Origin of the sequence: Clostridium sp. JN-9 (assembly GCF_004103695.1) — a bacterium.
Lineage (GTDB): Bacteria > Bacillota > Clostridia > Clostridiales > Clostridiaceae > JN-9.
On sequence record NZ_CP035280.1, the window covers coordinates 1,981,046 to 2,001,492 of the forward strand.

At 31.7% G+C, this 20,447-nt stretch carries 16 protein-coding genes; 1 reads left to right on the plus strand and 15 read right to left on the minus strand.

Annotation, left to right across the window (positions count from 1 at the left end):
- Positions 1-737 precede the first annotated feature (737 nt).
- A complete protein-coding gene (locus EQM05_RS09475; RefSeq protein WP_128749817.1) occupies positions 738-1,499 on the plus strand; it encodes a DUF975 family protein in 762 nt (253 codons plus the stop codon).
- Between the two features lie 70 nt (positions 1,500-1,569).
- Here the strand turns inward: EQM05_RS09475 and EQM05_RS09480 are convergent, their stop codons facing one another.
- The 15 genes from EQM05_RS09480 to EQM05_RS09550 all read right to left on the minus strand — a co-directional run bounded on the left by EQM05_RS09480 (position 1,570) and on the right by EQM05_RS09550 (position 20,350).
- Complete coding sequence (locus tag EQM05_RS09480; RefSeq protein WP_128749818.1) at positions 1,570-2,763, minus strand: M20 family metallopeptidase; 1,194 nt, start codon at positions 2,761-2,763, stop codon at positions 1,570-1,572.
- A 105-nt stretch (positions 2,764-2,868) separates the two neighbouring features.
- Positions 2,869-3,516 (minus strand): hypothetical protein, encoded by a 648-nt coding sequence (locus tag EQM05_RS09485; RefSeq protein WP_128749819.1) that lies wholly within the window; start codon positions 3,514-3,516, stop codon positions 2,869-2,871.
- Between the two features lie 83 nt (positions 3,517-3,599).
- Positions 3,600-4,910: a 6-phospho-alpha-glucosidase gene (locus tag EQM05_RS09490; RefSeq protein ID WP_128749820.1), complete on the minus strand. Its 1,311-nt coding sequence runs from the start codon at positions 4,908-4,910 to the stop codon at positions 3,600-3,602.
- A gap of 20 nt (positions 4,911-4,930) precedes the next feature.
- Complete coding sequence (locus EQM05_RS09495; RefSeq protein ID WP_243108172.1) at positions 4,931-5,260, minus strand: PTS lactose/cellobiose transporter subunit IIA; 330 nt, start codon at positions 5,258-5,260, stop codon at positions 4,931-4,933.
- 26 nt (positions 5,261-5,286) lie between these two features.
- Positions 5,287-6,588, minus strand: coding sequence for a PTS transporter subunit EIIC (locus EQM05_RS09500; RefSeq protein WP_243108032.1), 1,302 nt, complete (start codon positions 6,586-6,588; stop codon positions 5,287-5,289).
- 17 nt (positions 6,589-6,605) lie between these two features.
- Positions 6,606-6,932 (minus strand): PTS sugar transporter subunit IIB, encoded by a 327-nt coding sequence (locus EQM05_RS09505; RefSeq protein WP_128749821.1) that lies wholly within the window; start codon positions 6,930-6,932, stop codon positions 6,606-6,608.
- Between the two features lie 62 nt (positions 6,933-6,994).
- Positions 6,995-7,609 (minus strand): hypothetical protein, encoded by a 615-nt coding sequence (locus EQM05_RS09510; RefSeq protein ID WP_128749822.1) that lies wholly within the window; start codon positions 7,607-7,609, stop codon positions 6,995-6,997.
- Between the two features lie 283 nt (positions 7,610-7,892).
- Positions 7,893-10,454 carry a sigma-54-dependent transcriptional regulator gene (locus tag EQM05_RS09515; protein WP_128749823.1) on the minus strand — a complete coding sequence of 854 codons (2,562 nt, stop codon included), beginning with the start codon at positions 10,452-10,454 and terminating at the stop codon, positions 7,893-7,895.
- Positions 10,455-10,539: 85 nt separating this feature from the next.
- The gene (locus tag EQM05_RS09520; RefSeq protein ID WP_128749824.1) at positions 10,540-13,887 is read right to left on the minus strand and encodes an AAA family ATPase; all 3,348 of its coding nucleotides are present in this window, start codon (positions 13,885-13,887) and stop codon (positions 10,540-10,542) included.
- Positions 13,874-15,022 carry a DNA repair exonuclease gene (locus EQM05_RS09525; RefSeq protein ID WP_128749825.1) on the minus strand — a complete coding sequence of 383 codons (1,149 nt, stop codon included), beginning with the start codon at positions 15,020-15,022 and terminating at the stop codon, positions 13,874-13,876. Before EQM05_RS09525 ends, EQM05_RS09520 begins: the two co-directional genes overlap by 14 nt.
- 139 nt (positions 15,023-15,161) lie before the next feature.
- Positions 15,162-15,341 carry an SHOCT domain-containing protein gene (locus tag EQM05_RS09530; protein ID WP_128749826.1) on the minus strand — a complete coding sequence of 60 codons (180 nt, stop codon included), beginning with the start codon at positions 15,339-15,341 and terminating at the stop codon, positions 15,162-15,164.
- A gap of 97 nt (positions 15,342-15,438) precedes the next feature.
- On the minus strand, positions 15,439-16,449 hold the full coding sequence (locus EQM05_RS09535; RefSeq protein WP_128749827.1) for a hypothetical protein: 1,011 nt from the start codon (positions 16,447-16,449) through the stop codon (positions 15,439-15,441).
- A 100-nt stretch (positions 16,450-16,549) separates the two neighbouring features.
- Positions 16,550-17,314: a MerR family transcriptional regulator gene (locus EQM05_RS09540; RefSeq protein WP_128749828.1), complete on the minus strand. Its 765-nt coding sequence runs from the start codon at positions 17,312-17,314 to the stop codon at positions 16,550-16,552.
- Between the two features lie 49 nt (positions 17,315-17,363).
- The gene (locus EQM05_RS09545) at positions 17,364-19,079 is read right to left on the minus strand and encodes an acyl-CoA dehydratase activase (RefSeq protein WP_128749829.1); all 1,716 of its coding nucleotides are present in this window, start codon (positions 19,077-19,079) and stop codon (positions 17,364-17,366) included.
- On the minus strand, positions 19,076-20,350 hold the full coding sequence (locus EQM05_RS09550; protein ID WP_128749830.1) for a 2-hydroxyacyl-CoA dehydratase family protein: 1,275 nt from the start codon (positions 20,348-20,350) through the stop codon (positions 19,076-19,078). Before EQM05_RS09550 ends, EQM05_RS09545 begins: the two co-directional genes overlap by 4 nt.
- Positions 20,351-20,447 lie beyond the last annotated feature (97 nt).

Genomic DNA, 20,447 nt, shown 5'->3' on the forward strand with positions numbered 1-20,447 from the left:
TCCGCATTGGCCGTTCCTTCCAGTATTCCAACCTTCTTTATCTTTACCCTGTCCATACAAAATCTGAATCCAGTATAACTGTCTTCAACTTGCCTTCATCCCTTCGCAATTGATAATAACTTTTGGTTAGAATCAGCCTATTGTAACTTAATGCACAATATCTTCTGAGTTTTCTCCTCCAGCATGTTACCACCTTTCATTGGCTCAGAATTAATAACTACTACGGAATCATCTGCCACCTCACACCACATATCCTATTCTTGTCTTTCGACTTGTTTAGTTTTACTTATAAAGAGATGATGCAAGGCTTCCCCAGTTAAGTTTGTCTGCCTCATATGAACCCATCCATCCTAACTAATGAAATCACTCCGAATTTTGGACATTCCCACAAAATGCAAGGTTATCCATTCCATTAGCCAACTTTGGTTTACTTTCGTTATGTTCCATATGTCCCATCCAGCTTCCTTCATACCCTACTGTTACTAGTAACGCACTTGCCTTCAAGTTGTCTTCCTATCGGGTCGGCGACATAGGCTTCTTTCAGCCTGCCGGCTCAGCAAACATGCTGGGCGAACATTTCAGATTTTCTGCAAGGGCAGAAAGTCCACATTATTTAATCTTTAATCTTTAATCTTTATTTTAAGTTTTCTAAAAAAACACATATGATAACCAAAGCATAGTATAATAGTATTATATTTACATATTAATATTATAAATATGTTTATGGGGGTAAAAAGATGTGGACTAGAGCTTTCATTAAGGAGAAGGCAAGAAATGTTCTAAGGACAAACTATTGGAAATCATTCCTGGTAAGTTTCATAATTTTAATAGCACTGACAGGCTATAATAATCCAAGGACAAATTTAAATTATAATACTGCTAACAATAATCATAGCTTTATTAGTTTAAATATATTTCCACCTTTTGTTGTTACAACCTTTGATAAAATTTCTTTTTTTCTTGCTTCTGCAGCTTTTTTTATTTTAATTTTAAGGGTTATTGCTGGATATATGCTTGAGGTAGGAGGAAGAAAGTTTTTTATCAAGACTGCAGAAAATGATGGCAGTGATTTAAATTATCTTGGGTATTGCTTTAAAAAAGATAGATATCTAAATGTTCTATTCACTATGTTAATTAGGGATATATTTACCATTCTATGGACATTGTTATTGATAATACCTGGCATAATTAAGTCATATGCTTATAACATGGTACCCTATATACTGGCAGATAATCCAACCTTGGATTATAAAAGAGCAATCGATTTAAGTATTAAAATGACAGATGGTCATAAATGGAATATGTTTGTACTGGATCTTTCTTTTTTAGGATGGTATATACTTGGCTTTTTAGCTCTTATTGTAGGAACATTATTTGTACACCCATATGTTGATTCAACCTATGCGCAGCTTTACCTAATATTAAGGCAAAATGCAATAGATGAAGGTATAACTACAAAAGAAGAATTAAACCTGGAATATAGCAATATTTATGAATAAACTACTATACGCCAGGTAATATTCTGCAAATTTCGGGTGCTACCTGGTTACATTCGACACAAATCGGGTGCTACCTGGTTACATTCGACAAATATTCCACCGCACACTGGGCCAGCACTGCTGCTCCAGTGTGTATAATGTTTTCATTTACAAAGAATTTCTCACTATGAAGAGGATTAACAGCTCCTATTTCCTCATTATAGCTGCCAAACCAGAAAAATGCTCCTGGTACATTCTGCTGATAGTAGGAAAAATCCTCACCTACCATGGTTTCTCTTTCAGCTCTTTTTGCTTTATGTTCACCAACTATTTTTTTAGCAGCTGTTAATACAACCTCAGTTAAATTTTTGTCATTTACAACAGGGGGATGATAAGGAATATATTTAAAATCAAAGCTGGATCCATTGGCACTGGTTATTCCCTTAAATATATTCAGCATCATATCATATATACTATGCCTTGTTTCATTAGTTAATGTTCTTATTGTACCTTCCATTTCCACCTTAGATGGGATTACATTATGTGCTGTTCCTGCATGGAACTTGCCTACTGTTATTACTGCTGGTTCAAGTGGATTTACTCTTCTGCTTATTATGGTCTGAAGTGCCATGTATATTTCACATGCTGATGCAATTGGGTCAATACATCTTTGAGGATGACCTCCATGTCCACCTTTCCCAAATATACTTAGCTTAAAATTATCAGATGCTGCCATAAATGATCCTTCTTTAATGGCAACAGTACCCTCTTCTATATAAGGCCATACATGGGCACCAAATGCTGCATCCACATGAGGATTTTCTAGTACATTATCCTCAATCATCATTTTAGCTCCACCGGATACTTCCTCAGCTGGCTGAAATACAAATTTAATATTTCCATTAATCTTATCCTTCATTGGGGCCAAAATCATTGCTGCTCCAAGAAGCCATGTGGTATGAATATCATGACCGCAGGCATGCATTAATCCAGGCCTCCTGGATTTGTACTGAAAATTGCAGTTTTCACTTATTTTTAAGCAGTCCATATCAGCTCTAAGCATAACGGTTTTCCCGGGATTTTTACCTTTAAGCAGTCCAATTACACCTGTTTTGCCCACATTTTTTCGGACTTCCAGTCCAAGATCTGACAAATAATCTGCTACAATTTTTGATGTCCTTATTTCTTCCAGACCTATCTCTGGATAAGCATGTAAATCTCGTCTTATGGATATTAAAATATCACTTATTTCTTCAGCTTTCTTTAGTATTTCTTCAGTATACATTAATTTCTTACCTCTCTCTTTAGGACATAAATTGAATGCTCATTCGACAATAATTTCTGTTGAATTATATCACATTCAAACAGCAGCTTCAATAAATATCTTGCCTCATTTAATTTTTATTATTTTTTCCCTTAAATTTATTTTAGTCAAAGCTGTTATCCATGTCCCCACTACTTTGCCCACTACTAAGGTTATGATTATTGTAGCAATACTTATCTGCCCTAACCCCCTTTTAGAAATTATTCCAACAATAATTGCTAAGATAAGAGCAGTAAAATCTGAAAGAAATTTAGAAGTACCTATTGATACTTTGGATAATTTCTGAATTGCAAACTGGAATTCTTCAAGTGGTGATGGTAAACCGCTGTATATTAAAAGGGAAATACCTAACCCGTAAATTATTATTCCTATAATAAAGATAATTACCCGTGCTATAAATGATTGCAGGTTAAAACTGTTTGCAAATATCTTATTGAATATATCTACACAATTGCCAATTAAAAAAGACATTAGAAGTGCACTCCAATTATATCTTTTATGTGATATTACAGTATTTATCATTATTAATATTGAACCTACAAAATAACTAAAAAAACCAAATGTTAATCCTGTTGCAGCGGCGAGATTTGCGTAAAAAGCGTCCCAGGCACTTAACCCAAAACCTACTTTTATTAATAATGCTATTGCAAAGGCTAAGATTACAACACCTGCCAATGCCAATATAATTTTACTTTTTATATTTTCTTTTATCATACATAATCTCCTTGCCAAACATTTAACACAATAATGGCTACTAAACTATTTAGCAGCCATTACTTTTTTATATATGTGTATTTTTATCTTAATTCTGGGAAATATTCTTTATTTACTTCTATATAATCATCAAGTATTTTCTTTGCAACATGAACAGAAGGAATAATTGGGTTTAATGTCAATGCTTTTAATGCCTTTTGATAAGAGCCCTCTAAGGCTGCTTCAACTGTTAGTTTTTCGTATGCATTCACAACTTCCATTAATCCCTTTTGAAATGTTGGAATTTCTCCAACTGCAATTGGCTCATATCCAGAGGCATTCACTATTGCAGTGCATTCTATTATTGAATCATTGGAAAAATTAGAAATAGCACCGTGGTTTGGCACATTTATAATAAATTTTTCATTTGTATTATTGGCTATAGCCGAAGCAATATCCACAATAAAGTCCCCATGAATTGTATCTGAAAGATTATTACCTGCTGCTGTGCCTTTTTTTACTCCTTCTCTACATAAATTGAAGGTTTCTTTTTCCCTGTGGTCTATACAGTAATCAGCCCTGGTGTAATTTGGATCTTCTTCTGCAAACATTTCATCCGCATAATAATAGTATTGTAAATAGCTGGTTGGCAAAGCATCATCAAAATGTCCAACAAACTGGCTCAGCCTTTCAGCTGTCTTTTTCCAATAAGGGTCTGTATATTCCGCTGATTTTAATCCATTTTCCTTTATCATATTTATGAGCTCAGGTAATCTATCATTGCCATGATTATCATACATATGGGTAAACCATCCCAGATGGTTTAAACCAAAATAGGTATATTGAAATTCATCTGGCTTTCCGCCTAACATATAAGCCATATCTTTTTGCTGCCATGGTGGAACATCGCAAATACAAATATTTTTTACTTCAGGTACTTTCTTTCTTATGGCTTGAGCCACAATAGCCGTAGGATTGCTATAATTTATTATCCATGCATCCGGAGCATACTTGACTACATCCTTAGCAATTGAAATCATTTCAGGTATTTCCCTCATAGCAAAGGCAAATCCTCCTGGTCCACAGGTTTCCTGACCTACAACTCCATATTTCATTGGAATCTTTTCGTCAAGACTTCTCATTTTTAAACATCCCGAACGAATTTGTGCCAGGAGGAAATCCATTCCCTCAAAGGCTGTCTTTCTATCTGTTGTTTGCACAAATTCAACTTCTGGCGCTCTTTCTTTTACTAAGATATCCATAAAGTCTCCTATAATATGAAGTCTTTCTGCATTATTGTCCATAAGTGTTATTCTATTCAGTGGAAGTTTATCTCTTTTCATAAGCAGACTATTTACAACACCAGGAGTATATCCGCTTCCAGCTCCAATAATGGTTACATTATATTTCTTCATTTTATGCGCCTCCTTAAAAATTACTTTCTCTTATCCATTACTTCAAATATGTCAATTAACTCGCTGACTAATGAATGGGCAAAAGAAGCATTTGAAAAATGGTCTTCAGCATGTACCAGCAGAAAATTTGTTGGCACGTTTTGATTTTTCATTGCTTGGGATAATATTTTTAAATGAATTTCTGATGCACTTTCAAGTTTACATGATGCTTCCTTAAGAAGTGCTCTGGCGGAATCATAGTCACCTTTTTTTATTTTTTTTAGTGAATACATTACATCACTTTTAGCATCACCCGCCTGTGATATTATTTCAAATACCTGTTGTTCAAGTTCTTTATTCATTATGTCCATGTTTTCCACTTGATCACCTCAAAATTTTAAAAGTCAAAGCTTTCATCATCAAATTTTTCTGCGTTTTCTTCTTCCTTCTTTAATTCTTCCTTTTCCATAATCTTAAAGAATGGATAATAAACTATAGTCATAAAAATTATGCCCCCTATACTCAATACAACTGCTTTCCAATCTAAAGTACATAAAAATGCTCCTACTCCAGGCGGCATAAATCCTGGCGGCTCAAGTATTGGCTTGTGTATTAACCCAGATGAAAATGCCAGGAAGTCAACTATACCAACCACTACTGGTCCAAATACAAAGGGTATAAACATAAATGGATTCATAACTAATGGTGTACCAAAAATAACAGGTTCATTTATTCCAAATATAGATGGAATTATGGAAACCTTCCCCATGCTTTGTAAGCTCTTTGATTTACTACGCATCATTAGTATAACTAATCCTAAAGTAATTCCAGAACCAGTAACTTGTAAGAAGCCGTAGTAAAAGCCCATTGTGAAAATGTGTGTTGGAGCCTGACCAGCTGCTACCCTGCTTGAATTTTCTGCAATGTACTTTGCTGCTATTGGCATCCATATACTTGAAGTTATTGCAGGTCCATGAAGTCCAAAAAACCATAATAACTGAGTAATAAGTATAATAATTATTACCGCTGCAACACTGTCCAGACTATTTATTGCAGGTGCAAGAACAGTCATGATTAATTTAGGAACTGGTTGTCCTGTTGTGCTTTTAGCCAGCACTGATAATGCGGTAAATAGAATAATACATACTATCATGGGAATTAAATTGTTGAAACTCTTAATTACTATATTCGGCACTTCTTTTGGAAGCTTGAATACTAATCCCTTTTTATTCATAACCCTTGTAATTTCTACTACTAATAAAGCTGCAAATATACTTACAAACAATCCCTGTGCATCTAAATATCCTGTCTTTATACCTCCATCTGTTACTTCCGCACATAATATGAATTGTACAATTACAGATGTGACTCCTACTTCGATGGAGTTTAATTTATATTTTTTTGCCAGTGATTCAGCAATAAAAAATGCTGAATACAATGAAATTATTCCCATAGTAAAGTTAAATGGAAGCATGAATATGCCTAAGTTATTGCCTATAAAGTCTTTTGCTGCTCCATTTGGCAGCATATTTTTCAAAGCTATTGATAGAAGGCTTAAGGAACCAATTATGATTATTGGCACTATGCTCATCATTCCTTCTTTGACAGCTTGAAGATGAACCTGCTTATCTATTTTTTCAGCTATTGGCACCAAATATTTTTTTAAGGTTTCCTGGAATTTCATACTTTTATTACTCATTTTGCCCTACCCTTTCATTACTTATTTTTAAATAAATCAATTGCCATTTTTAAAACTGCTGGAGCATTCATTCGTCCATAATCTTGAGTATTTATAACTGCAGACTTTATAGAATATGATTTACATATATCAGCTACTTCCTCTTCTTTAAACCTAATCTGCGGTCCTATAAGAACCACATCTACATTATGAGATTTAAGATATTTAGGCAGGTTTTCAAAAGATGTTGCCTTTATATTTATTTCCTTTATCTTTAGTTTCTCGTGTGATTTTGTAAAATCTTTCATCTTTTCTACAAGAACTCCTGTAGATGCACCATTTGCACATATTAAAAGTATATTCATATTAGTTTTACCCCTTTCTTATTAAATAAACAGAGCTATATAGTATATGAACTTTTTGATTATTAATATTGCCATGGATCATATTTAAATGCTGACTCTACAACGTTGTCTTTATCATAAACCTCTAAAATTTTTCTATAACGTTCTTTATAATCGTTATCAACCTTTTTCTGAGGAACTACAATACTTGCTTCATTTAAAAAATGTAATGAGCCACGTCCCATAGCAGCACCTCTTACAGTATGCTTGTCTAAAGCAATATCTGGTATCTCAGGTACATGTCCCATAGCAAATCCTTTAATCACGATATTTTTCAGCAGATCACTGGAACGATCTTTTTCACATGAACATAAATAACGAATAGCATGAATAAAATATATTGGTCTGTCACCATCAGCATAAGTAAATTCTTTACGCATTTGATTTAAATTATTTACTAAAATTGCTGCATTAGGATTTCCCATTCCAATGTCTTCAACAGATATGGTAAGGAGCCTTCTCCATAGTTTTTCTTCCATTTGTGGTGATGTTATATACATTTCATAAGCAAACTCACATGCCTGCTCAGTTAAACCACGTCTTATTGATTTTTGAAGTCCTGAGATTACCTCATCTCCATTAAGTCCATTTCTTGTTTTAATTCTTGCCCATGGATCCTGTATAAATTTGTTTTTCATATTATGAACACTCCCTTATAATGATTTGATAAGTAAAAGCTAATTCCGCTTTCTGATAATATATACAGCAATTATTATGCCAAAATAATAATACTATGATAAAACAGCTTATACTGCTGATTAATTGATCAAATAAAAATCTGTTTAAACAAAACTAAATGTGTTTAACATAATCTATTTAAATTTTAAACACAAATTACTTATGAATTAAATTAAAAATCCCTTAAGTATGAATTACAATCATAACTTAAGGGATTTTGTATAAATTAGCAATATGCTCAATTTAAAAGTCATCGTATAAAATGCATAGTATGCCATAGCATTCATTGCTGTCAATGATAATGTGATATTTTTTTTCTAACAAAAGCACTTCTTTTTTAATTATATCGATTTCATTTTTATGTTTATTTATCTTTTCATTTTGAAATATTTCACTTTTTCTATTATTGCCAACCAATGAGTCAATCATAAAGGCAAGATGCATTGTAAGCCCTACTACTGTGTCATATTCCTTGTTTAAATTTAAAGCTTCATATAAAGAATCTATAGTTATCTTTACATCTTTAAATATTTTTGAGTAGTTTGTATACTTTAATGAACTTTTCAAGCCTTCAATTATATCGTAATATGCTTCATTAATCTTAATTAGATTTTTTAATTTATTTATGCTTTCTTTATTTTTTAATTCACTTCTTTTAATACATTCAATTCCACTTATCTCCAATGTTAAGTCACTAATTAAGGCAATAATATTATTATCATACATAAGTTTATTAAAATTAATTGCAAAGTCCTGTTCATTTTTATAAGGTAAAAGCAATATCTCAATATCTTTAATATATGTGCCCAGTTTTCTTTTTATAATTTTTTTACCTTCTTTATCCACCCCATCATTTATACAGTATCCTATAACTATCATACTATCTTTTTTATTATTAGAAGCATTAGTCTTATTCTCAAGGTTGTAATTTGTCATATCTATTACTGAATTATAGACCTCCATAAGAGAAAATCCTATGTTAATCTTTTGCACAGCCTCCAGAACCATAAGTGTTGTAACCATAGGAATAGTCTTTACCTGAACTTTTAAAGTTTCTTTAACAAGGCTGTCTAAAGAATTCAGGGAACCCATATCAGTGAATAATAATATACCATCTTTTGCATCTATGTTTTTTATTGTTTCTCTAAATTCATCAACAACTTCTTTATAATTTTTATTTAGTTTCATATCAAAAGAATAAATGTTACCTTCACCTAACAAATCCTTAGCTACCTTAACCATACTATTTGCTGTGCTGTCACCATGCATTGCCACAATTATGCCAACATTGCTCTTGGAGTTTCTGCCATCTTTCCTAAGATTTGAAATAAGCAATGTAATATTAGCCGCCTCTTCTATTGACAAAAATACATTATATTCATTTTCAATTTCATTTATAATTTTTAATGCAACCTTAAATTCTTTTTTATTATTTTGTCTTATTTCATTTATATCTGGTTTATTTCTACTGTTACTGCAGATTTCATTATCCACAATGGAGTAAATATATATAGCAATAGAGTAAAATTCACCTTCAGATAATATCAATGAAAATTCATTTTCTATTATTTGTCTTATACTTTCACAGAGTTTGAAAAACTTTGTATCCATAAAAAGCTTTTCAATTAATAGATTATTTCTTATTCCCTCACGTACCAGAGACAACTTAACCTTTTCTTCATTACCATCTTCATCCTTTGATGCCTTGAAAGTAAAATTTTCTTCTTTTCCTGAAGGATAAAAAATATAATAATCTAGATCTTTTGGCACTAAAATATCTATTTCATATGTTTTTCCTCTATAGTTGTCTTCCCATTCACTTAAGTTATGATTAAAATAGCTTGAATAAACATTTAAAATTTCATCATTATTTCTTACATAATTTAAATATGAATTAGCCACAGCAAGTTTAATATCACTTTGCAGCTGTCCAACATTATTTTTACATTTATAAAGTAACAATGATTTCATTATTTGTCTGTGTACTTTTATTGGTTTATTAATTTTTCCAGACTCATATCTAAAAAAATGTTTAACAAGTTCTATCCTTTCAACAAGACTTCTATCCCTAAGTGGTGGAATTTCAATAGTCATTGGGATTCTTCTGTTAAATGTATCCAAAAGGGTGGACTCAGGATTTTCAGTGGTTGCTGATATTATTAAAACCTCTGATTTAATTTCATCTGTGGATTGTCCCATTCTCCTAAATGTGCCCTTATCTATAAAAGTAAATAACATTTCCTGTCCCTCTGGAGGAAGTCTATGTATTTCGTCTAGAAATAAGATACCTCCATTGGCACTTTCTAATAATCCAATTTTAGATCTTTCTGCACCTGTATATGCACCTTTTTCTACGCCAAAAATATGCCCCATTAAAAGCTGGGGATTATTAGCATAATCAGCACAATTAAATGTAATAAATGGTGATCCCTTTTTTCTTATGCCTGCTTCTATTGAAAAATCATACATATACTTTGCAAGCATACTTTTTCCTACACCAGTTTCGCCATAGATTATGGAATGTAATCCATAGGGCGGGTATAGTATAGATGCTTTAGCTTTTTCTACAACTCCTTTTAAGCTGTGATTTTTACCAATTAGTGTGGAAAAACTACTTTCTTTTAAATTACCACTACTTTGCACAAGTTTATTTTTGTCAATGGGAATAAAATATACAGGTCTTGACTTGATTTTTTCTACTAATCCTTCCTTGCACAATTGATTTAAATAATTACTTACATTAGCCCTGTTGCTTTTAAGTTTGCCTGCAATATCTTCTGCAGTTATCCCCTTCTTGTTATTCATATAAAGCTGTTTTAATATATCAAACACTTTTTCTTTATTATTTATTTTAATCACGTCCTTATCACACAATTCGGGTGCTGCCTGGTTACATTCGACGGTTACATTCGACAGTAGATAACAAAATCATATTTGTTTCGTTAAAACTTTTTGCCAGTTCAGATATTTTACTGTGGCAGGTAAATAAGATAACCTGCTGCAAACTATTGTTTTTATCTGAATCAGAATTAACTAAGGAACTTAAGAAGCTAATGGCTTCATAGGCTCTTTCATCATCATACTGCATGAAAGCATCATCTAATAGAACGGGCATACTTTCCTTGTTTTCAGTGAGTAATCTTGTAATAGCTAACCTTAAAGAAAAATATACCTGATCAGCAGTTCCTCCGCTTAAGTATTCCCATAAATGCATTGATGAAGAAGAAGGATCAGCTATTGATACATCAAAGTTTTTTGCTACCAAAAGCTCCTTATATCTTCCTTTAGTGATTTCATTTAATATTGCAGAGGTTTCCCTGTTTAAAGCTGGTCCGAAATTTTTCTGCATTTCCGAAAAGGCTTCATTGAAAACACTTGATGCAATATCCAGGCACTGATAATAATATTCCATATCATTAATCTTTTCATTTACGCTGCTTATTAAGCCATCTATATCAGATACGCTTTTAGCATCTTTAAAGGATAGATTCAGCTCTGCTTCTTTCATTGTAATTTTATCTTTAGTATCATTCATTTCTTGTTGAAGACAATTTATGACATCTTTTATATCATTAAATTCCTCATCAGATAATTCATCTGGAAGAATATTAAAATTGCCTTCCAGTAATTTTTGTCTTGTATTACTTATTTCTATTTCTACATCTTGAATACTTCTTCCATTCAGGGCATTTTGCAGAATTTGCTCTGCTATCTGCTTTCCTGAATATTCTTCTTTTTGCATGCTTAACAAATTCTCAATTTCATTTATATAATTATTTATATCACCTATTGAGTTTGGTTCTTTGTATTTTCCAACTAATGAGAAAAGGTTATCTGACATATTAGTTTCAGATTCTTTTTCTGAACATAGAGATTGTTCTTTTAATTCTAATTCACTCTTCATATCATTTATTAATTCAGTTAAACTTCTTAATTTTGTCTGCTTTTCCACAAGTTCATCAGTGGAATTGCATCTGCACTTTATTAATGATTCATTAATACTCTGTTTTATAAAATCTATGATCTGTGAAGGACTTTGTGAATCATTAAAAATCTTTAGGCCTGCAATATAATCTTTTAATTTATCCTTAGCTGAAGCTGATTGATCTTTTATAGATAAAATTAATTCTTCTGCATTATTTATGGATTCTTTCCATTTAAGTGATATTTCCGCAAGCTTTATTTTCTCATTATCTAATTTCTTTTTTGCATTTTCTATCTGTACTTTATTTTCATTATATAAATTCTTTTTCTCATTTAATATTGCAGATTCTCTTTGTAAATTTTGTTGTGACATTTCAAGGTTTAATTTAACTTTTTCAATTTTATTATTTTCTATATTTATTTCAGCTTTAACGTTATCAAAATTTGTCTTTATATATTGGAGTTCCTGCTCAGCTTTATTAAGTTCATTGAGTATTTCAGCTTCTTCTTTACTACAGATGTGTTCTGCATCTTTTACAGAATCCATGCTGCTTAAAATAGCCTTCTTCTTTTTCTCAGCATTATTTTTAAGCTGTTCCTTAATATTATCTGATTTATTATGATTCTTATTATTTTTACCGCCAATAATAAACAATATTACTGAAATTATAATACCTAAATAAAATATCGGATTAACAAAAATTCCACTAAGCATGGAAATTGCTGCTATTACTATAGAAGCTATTATAAATACAACCTTGGTACTGCTTTTATTTCCACTTAAATTATTAATTTCTTTTTCCATTTCAGAATTTATAGCATCAAGCTTAACCTTTGCTACTGCTTCTTCAGACTTAACATTTGACCTGGCTTCAATGGTTCTTCCCATGGCAGCAGAATGTTTTTCTGAAATATTGCTTACTATTGCTTCATTATTGTTTTTTTCATTTTCATATAATTTTAATTTCTTGCTTAATTCAGTTAATCTGCTGTGTGTTTCCTGCATATTAAAGTTATTTACTCTTTTATCTGCTTCCTCCACAGCTTTTTCTGCTTTATTAATTTCAATATTGATATTTTCAGTTTCAGATAATAACCTGGATATTTCATCTTCAATTAAAGCAATGGATGATTTAACTGAAGACTCTGATTTAGTTTTATCTGAATTAAGATTAGCAAGGGATGCCTCAGCTTTAGATAAAGAAACCTGTATACCTTCAATACTCTGGCTCAGATTTGATATATTGCTTATAATACTTTTAAGCTGTCTTATATGTTCAATATTAACTTCTTTGATGCCTGTGTACTCATTTAATGTTTTTTCTAATTCTGATAATTTTAAAGCAGTATTATCATAATCTTCTTTTTTTGATTTATATACTTCTCTTTCCTTTAAAAATAATTGAAGCTGCTTCTTTATATTTTCAAGATATTCTTCATCTATGTTAAAATCCTGCCTGATTAACTTTTCACTTATAATTTTAATATTATTCTCTTCTTCATTAACAATGTTTTTCTTTTCAATAACAGCATTAAGCTCCTTAAGTTTTCTAAGATTACATTGCTGATTATACAAATCAGACTGAAATTTTATTTTATCATTTATATCTTGAATTTTATTTTTTAAATCCTCTATATACCTTTTCAACTGTGATTTTTTAATATCATTGTCTATGGCAGTATTTCTTAATTCCTGAAGTTCATTAAGGTTGTTTTTTTCATTATTAAGCTTTCCCCCAGAGCCCCTTGCAGCCACTAAATCAGTCATGGCTTCTTTAATTCTTTTCTCTGTTTCTTTAAAGGAAACATCTTCTTCTCCTGTGCTCACTAAATTTGTAAGTTTATTTATAATTTCACCACTTTTATCCTTTGAAGCATTTATAATATTTCCAAGCTGGCCTATATATGTGGTATTTTCAAAAGTATTTAAGGAAATCTCAAATAAATATTCGCCAACCTCAGTTTTATTAGGAAGTTCGACCTGCTCACCTTTATTAAGATTCCATAAATTCACTTTATCAAGGCTTTTCCTTACTCCAAATGTTCTTTGCAATGAATATGAAGCTCCATTATATTCAAAATAAATAGTTCCTCCCATCTGACTGCCATCCCATGGAGTGTACTTTTTTCTTTCATTTCCAGATATAGATTTTCCCGATGATGGAAAGCCATAGAAAACAGCTTTTATAAATGCCATTAAAGTGCTTTTACCCTGCTCATTTTTGCCATAGATAACATTTAGTCCTTGTGATAAATCCATTTGAAAATTCTTTAACTTACCAAATCCAATTATATGAAGTTTAGTTATTTTCATCGTATTTAACCTCGCCTTCAAAAGCCCTAAGTCCAATATTTAATGCCATTTTGTATTTTTCAGCACCATCATAGTTAGATTTGCTTTTACATTCATTTATTTTTTCCATGATCTTTCTGATAAAAGTACCTTTTAAGGATATTTCATTAGAAAGCTCTTCTAAATTTGTAATCACACTGGTTTTATCTACAATTTTATAGAAGAATAAATTATCAGAAAGCCATACAGACATGGCCTGACTGCTTGGTTTTAGGTTAACAGGCAGCTCACCTGTTAGTTTAATTTTATATAAATGTCTGGAATAATCTTTCCCAAATTCAGCACTTATGGTTTTTAAAATACACTGGGCAATTTCCTGCTGATTTGTGGAACCGGAAACATCAACTACAGCTTCCAGATACATTCTTTCACAAATTGGTTTGAATTCCAGCTTACAGCGGTTTTTTTCCACTGTACCAGTAATTATTCCCTTTTCTCCTAATTCATCAAAGCCTCTTCCCTCAATGCATCCGCTGTATGCATAACAGGTTTTCCCTTCTTTAAGAATTCCAGAATATTTATGTACATGTCCTAATGCAATATAATCCATATTGCTTTTTTCTATCTGCTCCTTAATTATAGGATTATAAATACTTGTTTTTCCATTGGATACTAAATCACCATGAATTACACATATATCTATATAATCATCATCTGGTGATGCATGTCCAAGCAGGCAGTTGGTTTCAGAGCTGTTGACAAATGCTGCTCCAAAGACTTTTACATGTAGATCCTCCAATTGAACAAATTCCATTTTATCTTTAAAAATATATACATTTTCAGGCCACTTTTTTGTCCTGTAATCAGAATCTACAGTATATGGGTCATGATTACCAGGTGCAATAAATACCCTTGTATAATTTATCTTTTCAAAAGATTTTATTACAAAACTGCTTATTTCAACAGGTGTATCAGTTTGTTCAAATAAATCCCCCGATATAAGTAATATATCTGCTTTTTCCCTTTGGCACATTTCAATTATTGTATTAAAGGTTCTCATTAATTCCTGCTGCCTTATTTTTGACTTTTCAGGTATAACTGAAAATGTGGAACCTATATGTAAATCCCCGCAATGAATAATTTTCACTGGTCTCATAAAATAACACCTCTGCTTAACTATGGCTTTTTACGTTAATTATACTTTATTATTTTTTTTACAACAATACCATAGTGAAAATCATGGCTAATAAAAAAGCAGTGTTTTTTATTTAACACCGCCAATTTATTGATTATATTTACTTTTTTAATATTAAATCTCTTTTTTTAATATATTCATCATCGCCTATTTCACCCTTGGCATATCTGTCCTCCAGAATCTTCAAAGCGTTATTTCCTGAACCAAAACCTCCATTTTGCATATTGCCGCTTAATGCATATATTGCAAACACAATTAAAATTATACATATAATCATCATAAATACTCACTCCCTGCATACTTTATTTATGAATTTATTATATTATTAAATTGTGGGGGAATTATGAAGACAAAAAAACAAATATTAAAAGTAATATCTATAAATTTTCCTTTGCAAATTTCAGCACAGATTTTATGTCCTTATTATTACCTGATTTATTAAGCTTGTCATCTAATTTTTTATTGTTTACAAACTCTTTCTCCTTTTGAAAATAAATGCTGCTTATACTTGTAAATGGCGATGAAGTACTTCCTGCAGTCCTGTAAGAAGCTATAATTACTATATCCTTTAATCCATCATTATTTACATCAGTAAAACATATGGCAGTTATATCATTAAACATACCCTTTCCATTACCATAAAAATCCGGAAATTTATATAAAACATTATTGTTATAATCTGTGAGATAGAAATCTGCATTATCGCTTACATCTTCTCTTTTAAGACCTGAAATAAATCTAACATCTCCATAGTTTTCTAAATTTATAGAAAAGCATTGATTGCCAATAACCTTCAGCCCTCCGCTTTTTAAATTATTTAAAGTTCTTTTGACATTAGTAGTGTTTTTAATAAGGTTAAATGTACCCTCTCCAATACCCCAAAGATTATCCTTACTGCTTTCTGAATTATATTTTATTGTTAAAGTAATTTGGTTTTCCTTAAAATCAAGTTTAATATCACCACTGTGACCCCAGTTATCCTCTGTAAAATTGTATGTAAATTTATTATTTTCAATTTTGCCTTGAATGTCAACATTTGCAATATGAGTTAAATTTTCAGTAGAGCTGCCAATCTGCCCTTTTATATTTCCGCTTTTATCTACATTTAAATCTGCCACTGTACCATATTTATAATCATTTTTTAAATTACTTTCAGTTACCCAGGTGCCGCTGTAGCTTGAATAATCCAAATTAACATTGGATTTATCTGAGCCTCTAGTTTCTGTGTTTTTAGTTCCAGTATTGCTGCTGGTGTCATGGTTTTGTGTACCTGCACTTTCCTTCAAAGGATGATCTTTGTTTTGATTATTGCTGCAGGCCGCAGCTAAAACACCTATAATAAGTATAAAAATAATTGCGGCCTTTTTTCTCCAACTTTTTTTAAACATATTTAACTACCTCTATTAATATTATTAATACCATTATTATAATACTATACTATATCAAAATAAGGAGGGCAAATCCCTCCTTATAAATTCTTTTTTTTAATTATTTATTCATTCCTGTGTATATCAAGATAGCATCTCTTAAAAATGCAGCTGTACCAGGCTGTTCTTTGTCATAATAAGCTGTAAATCTGGCATCATCAACATACATTTGAGCAAGTCCAGCATGAGCTTCTTTTGAATAACTTGGCCATGTATAGCAAAGCCATTGCTTGTGTAAGTCAGCAGCCTCTTGTGCAAGCTCACCTGCAGGGTCTCCAGTTGCAAATGCACTTTTCAAGGTTTCAAGTACCTGTTTACCTAACTTTTCGAATTCATCATATTGCTCTTTAGTCATATTCTTAAATTTGTTATTTGATTCTTCAACCTGATTGTCACCATATTTTTCTCTTATTTCTTTACCGTATTTTTTCTCGTTTTCATCTATGAGCTGCTGTTTAAAGCCTTTAAATTTTTCACTGTCAGTCATTTTAATTCCTCCTTCTGAAACCGCCAGGGTCTTATCAATATTTTCAATTAACAGATCTATCTGCTGCCTTTTTGCCAGAAGCTTTTCACGATGTTCTCTCAGTGCCTTATTGCCGTCAAAAGCTGATGATGTAATTATAAGCTTTATGCTGCTCAGACTAACACCTAATTCCCTGTAAAAAAGTATCTGCTGCAGCCTGTCAACTTCATTCTGACCATATATTCGGTACCCTGAAGAATTAATTCTTGCCGGCTTAAGAATTCCAATTTCATCATAATACCGCAGTGTCCTTGTACTGACACCAGCTATTTTACTTAGCTTTTGCACTGTATATTCCATGTTATCACCTCCTGACAGTTTTAATATACACTTTTACGCAGCGTCAATGTCAATAGGATGAATTATCTTTCTCAGTTTCACATTTTTCCAGCGCTGTCAGTGCTGCCCCAATAGCCCCTACTATTTGAGGCTCCTCAGGTATAAATATCTTTTCCCCAAGCTTTTCCTGAAGGCAGTTAACAACGCCAATATTCTTTGCAACACCGCCTGTCATCATAAAGGAATCCTTTTTACCAACTCTGTTAACAAGAGAAACAGTTTTAGCTGCAACTGATTTATCAAGGCCATGAATTATATCCGGGATTTCCTTGTTTTGTGCAATAAGTGAAACCACTTCAGATTCAGCAAACACTGTGCACATGCTTGTTATATCGATGTCTTCGGTCCAGTTTAAAGATTTTTTTCCCATTTCCTCCAGAGGGACCTCCAAAGTTCTGCTCATCATCTCAAGGAATCGTCCGGTTCCTGCAGCACATTTGTCATTCATGGCAAAATCCACTACATTTCCTTTATCATCTAATTTTATAACCTTACTGTCCTGACCCCCAATGTCAATTATAGTTCTCACTGAATTATTCAAAAAATATGCCGCCTTACCGTGACAGGTTATCTCAGTGACTTCCTCATCAGCAAATGGAATACTTATGCGTCCATATCCAGTTGAAATTACCTTGGAAAGATCATTCATTCCTATATTAATTTTATTTAATGCTTCCTTCATTGCATTTTCTGCTCCGCTTTGGCTTTTAGCACCGGTTTTCACTATAGAAAAGGACAAAACTTCTTTTTTATTATTCATTATTACTACATTTGTAGAAGTAGAACCGCTGTCAATACCTGCTACAAGTACTTCTTCTGAAGTATTACTGCTGTTATTAGTATTTGTCTTAGTTTCGTTAATTTGCTTCTTATTACTTGTTGTTTTAATAGTTTCTATAAAAGCTTCTATTCTTGTTTTCATTTGACCATTACTCTCTTCCGTATAATCAGTTTCTATTTTTAACATTGGAACTGAAATTAAATTCTTAAGTGATGCATATTCAAAGGAATATACATCGCAGAATTTTGTGGTATGATATATTATTCCATCTATATTATCTAAATTTTCATTTAAAACTTTTATTCTTTCATCAATATCCACCATTCTCAAACATGGAAATGAATTCAGCAAAAATGATGAATAGCTTAAAATATAGTCCTGATTTTTCATAAGCTTTGTTGACTTGTCAAAATCGCCTGTACATGTAAAATTATAACTTACAGATGCTCCAGCATCCTCTATTTGATTAATAGTTGAATTTCTTATTCTTGATCCCATAATTGCAATATTTATACCTGATTTGTCTACTGGCTTCGTTATTTGCGCAGAATTTACAATATTTATGAATTTATCTTCATCAAATTTTTTTGATGTAAATTCCTCCATGGCATTTATAAATTTCAGCATCTCTCTTTTCATAATTAAATCAGATGCCTTATTTTTCTTTCTGGGAACATCTATCATGTGTACAAATTTAAAATTATTATCATTTTTTAAAACATCATAAAGTCTTTTTACACTGTCACAGCAGTTTACAAGAACTATATTGTTTATACCTGCTTTATAACACTGCTCCAGTACTGCTTTTGCATATGTGCATATATTAGGATGCATCATAATCTCAGCCTTGTCAAGCCCCCTAACATGGGGATCTATCTTTATGGCTTGTTCTCCAAAAGATTCTATAATATGAATAGGAGTATATTTACAAACATATCCTATCATTTTGCCACCCCCGATTTACTTTCAAGTATTTCCATAAATGCCTCCATCCTGGTATTTATCTGTCCTTCATGGGCATTTCTCCTGTCTACACCATCACCGTCAATGGACAAGTATGGTATGTTTTTCTGCTTAAGTGCTTTTTTCAGGAGCATTGTGCCTCCGCTGCACTCTTTACAGCCAAAGGAGCATAAATTTATGACACCATCAGCTTTAAATTCTTCAGTCATTTTTATAATATTTTGTATTTTGTGTTCAAATGGACCATTAAGCTTATTTTGAAGCAGTTTTTTTGCAACAGCCTCATATGGATGGTTATAGTCCATGTCATCTAAATTATCTAAATTATAATCGCATGCCAAAAGCTGACAATTTTTATTCAAATTCAAATAGTTTTTTAATACATCGCTATAAAAAGGCATTATATGACTCCATAGAATTCTCTGACCTTTATAATCATGATATTTTTCTATATCTTCACACTGCATTTTGTAAAAATTCATAGTTTCTTTAGTTCCTAATCCCAGATGAGATGTAAATAACTTGTACATCTCCAGAGTAAGGGTATTTGGAAAATATTTATATTTGAGTTCTTCATAAAACTTACGCATATATTTTTTTGATTCATTTTCAATTTTTATTACTTCTTTAAATTTTTCATCATCAAATTTTTTATTCATTACATCTTCCATAAACTGTACTGCCTGATGAAGCTGATCTACAACATAATATTCCGTATCACTGCTGTATTCATAAGGTATATCAATGAAATAATAAGGAATATCATATTTATTAGAAACATATCTGCATGTATTTAAATTGCCATCGCATATCATAGATGAGGTTATTGCAAATCTTGGCTTTGGAACTACATTAGCCTCTACAGCTCCAATAAAAGCTTTATGGTAACTGCATAGAGTATCAGATATGCCGGATTTTTCAGCATAATCTATAAAGGCATCCTCGCACTGTGTACCTGAAAGAAATGAAGAAAATCCCTCAATTAAGAATGGCCTTATGCCCATGGCATGAAGCAGCTCTGTTGGTGAAAATATAGTCACAAAGGCTGAATTTTCAGGATACCTAAGGGGTTTAAGTATATAATCAACACATATTTTATTTAAATAATTAAGTGATGGCGGCAGGTCTTTATTTTTAAAAGAAGATACCAAAAATTTCTCAAAAGAAAATCCTAATTTTAATAAATTAGTAACTTTAGTGGGATTATCAATATTTTGTTTTATATGTTTTCCATAAGTCTTTACCATATCCATTTTTATTACCTCTTTACATTTACGAACATAAACTGTTGTTTTCCAAATATTATACACTTTTCTGCCAAAATATTCAAGCCGCATGTAGTGCTGTTAC

Coding starts and splice junctions, on each gene's coding strand:
- EQM05_RS09475 (WP_128749817.1), top strand. CDS start 738: ATGTGGACTAGAGCTTTCATTAAGGAGAAGGCAAGAAATGTTCTAAGG.
- EQM05_RS09480 (WP_128749818.1), bottom strand. CDS start 2,763: ATGTATACTGAAGAAATACTAAAGAAAGCTGAAGAAATAAGTGATATT.
- EQM05_RS09485 (WP_128749819.1), bottom strand. CDS start 3,516: ATGATAAAAGAAAATATAAAAAGTAAAATTATATTGGCATTGGCAGGT.
- EQM05_RS09490 (WP_128749820.1), bottom strand. CDS start 4,910: ATGAAGAAATATAATGTAACCATTATTGGAGCTGGAAGCGGATATACT.
- EQM05_RS09495 (WP_243108172.1), bottom strand. CDS start 5,260: ATGGACATAATGAATAAAGAACTTGAACAACAGGTATTTGAAATAATA.
- EQM05_RS09500 (WP_243108032.1), bottom strand. CDS start 6,588: ATGAGTAATAAAAGTATGAAATTCCAGGAAACCTTAAAAAAATATTTG.
- EQM05_RS09505 (WP_128749821.1), bottom strand. CDS start 6,932: ATGAATATACTTTTAATATGTGCAAATGGTGCATCTACAGGAGTTCTT.
- EQM05_RS09510 (WP_128749822.1), bottom strand. CDS start 7,609: ATGAAAAACAAATTTATACAGGATCCATGGGCAAGAATTAAAACAAGA.
- EQM05_RS09515 (WP_128749823.1), bottom strand. CDS start 10,454: ATGAATAACAAGAAGGGGATAACTGCAGAAGATATTGCAGGCAAACTT.
- EQM05_RS09520 (WP_128749824.1), bottom strand. CDS start 13,887: ATGAAAATAACTAAACTTCATATAATTGGATTTGGTAAGTTAAAGAAT.
- EQM05_RS09525 (WP_128749825.1), bottom strand. CDS start 15,022: ATGAGACCAGTGAAAATTATTCATTGCGGGGATTTACATATAGGTTCC.
- EQM05_RS09530 (WP_128749826.1), bottom strand. CDS start 15,341: ATGATGATTATATGTATAATTTTAATTGTGTTTGCAATATATGCATTA.
- EQM05_RS09535 (WP_128749827.1), bottom strand. CDS start 16,449: ATGTTTAAAAAAAGTTGGAGAAAAAAGGCCGCAATTATTTTTATACTT.
- EQM05_RS09540 (WP_128749828.1), bottom strand. CDS start 17,314: ATGGAATATACAGTGCAAAAGCTAAGTAAAATAGCTGGTGTCAGTACA.
- EQM05_RS09545 (WP_128749829.1), bottom strand. CDS start 19,079: ATGATAGGATATGTTTGTAAATATACTCCTATTCATATTATAGAATCT.
- EQM05_RS09550 (WP_128749830.1), bottom strand. CDS start 20,350: ATGGATATGGTAAAGACTTATGGAAAACATATAAAACAAAATATTGAT.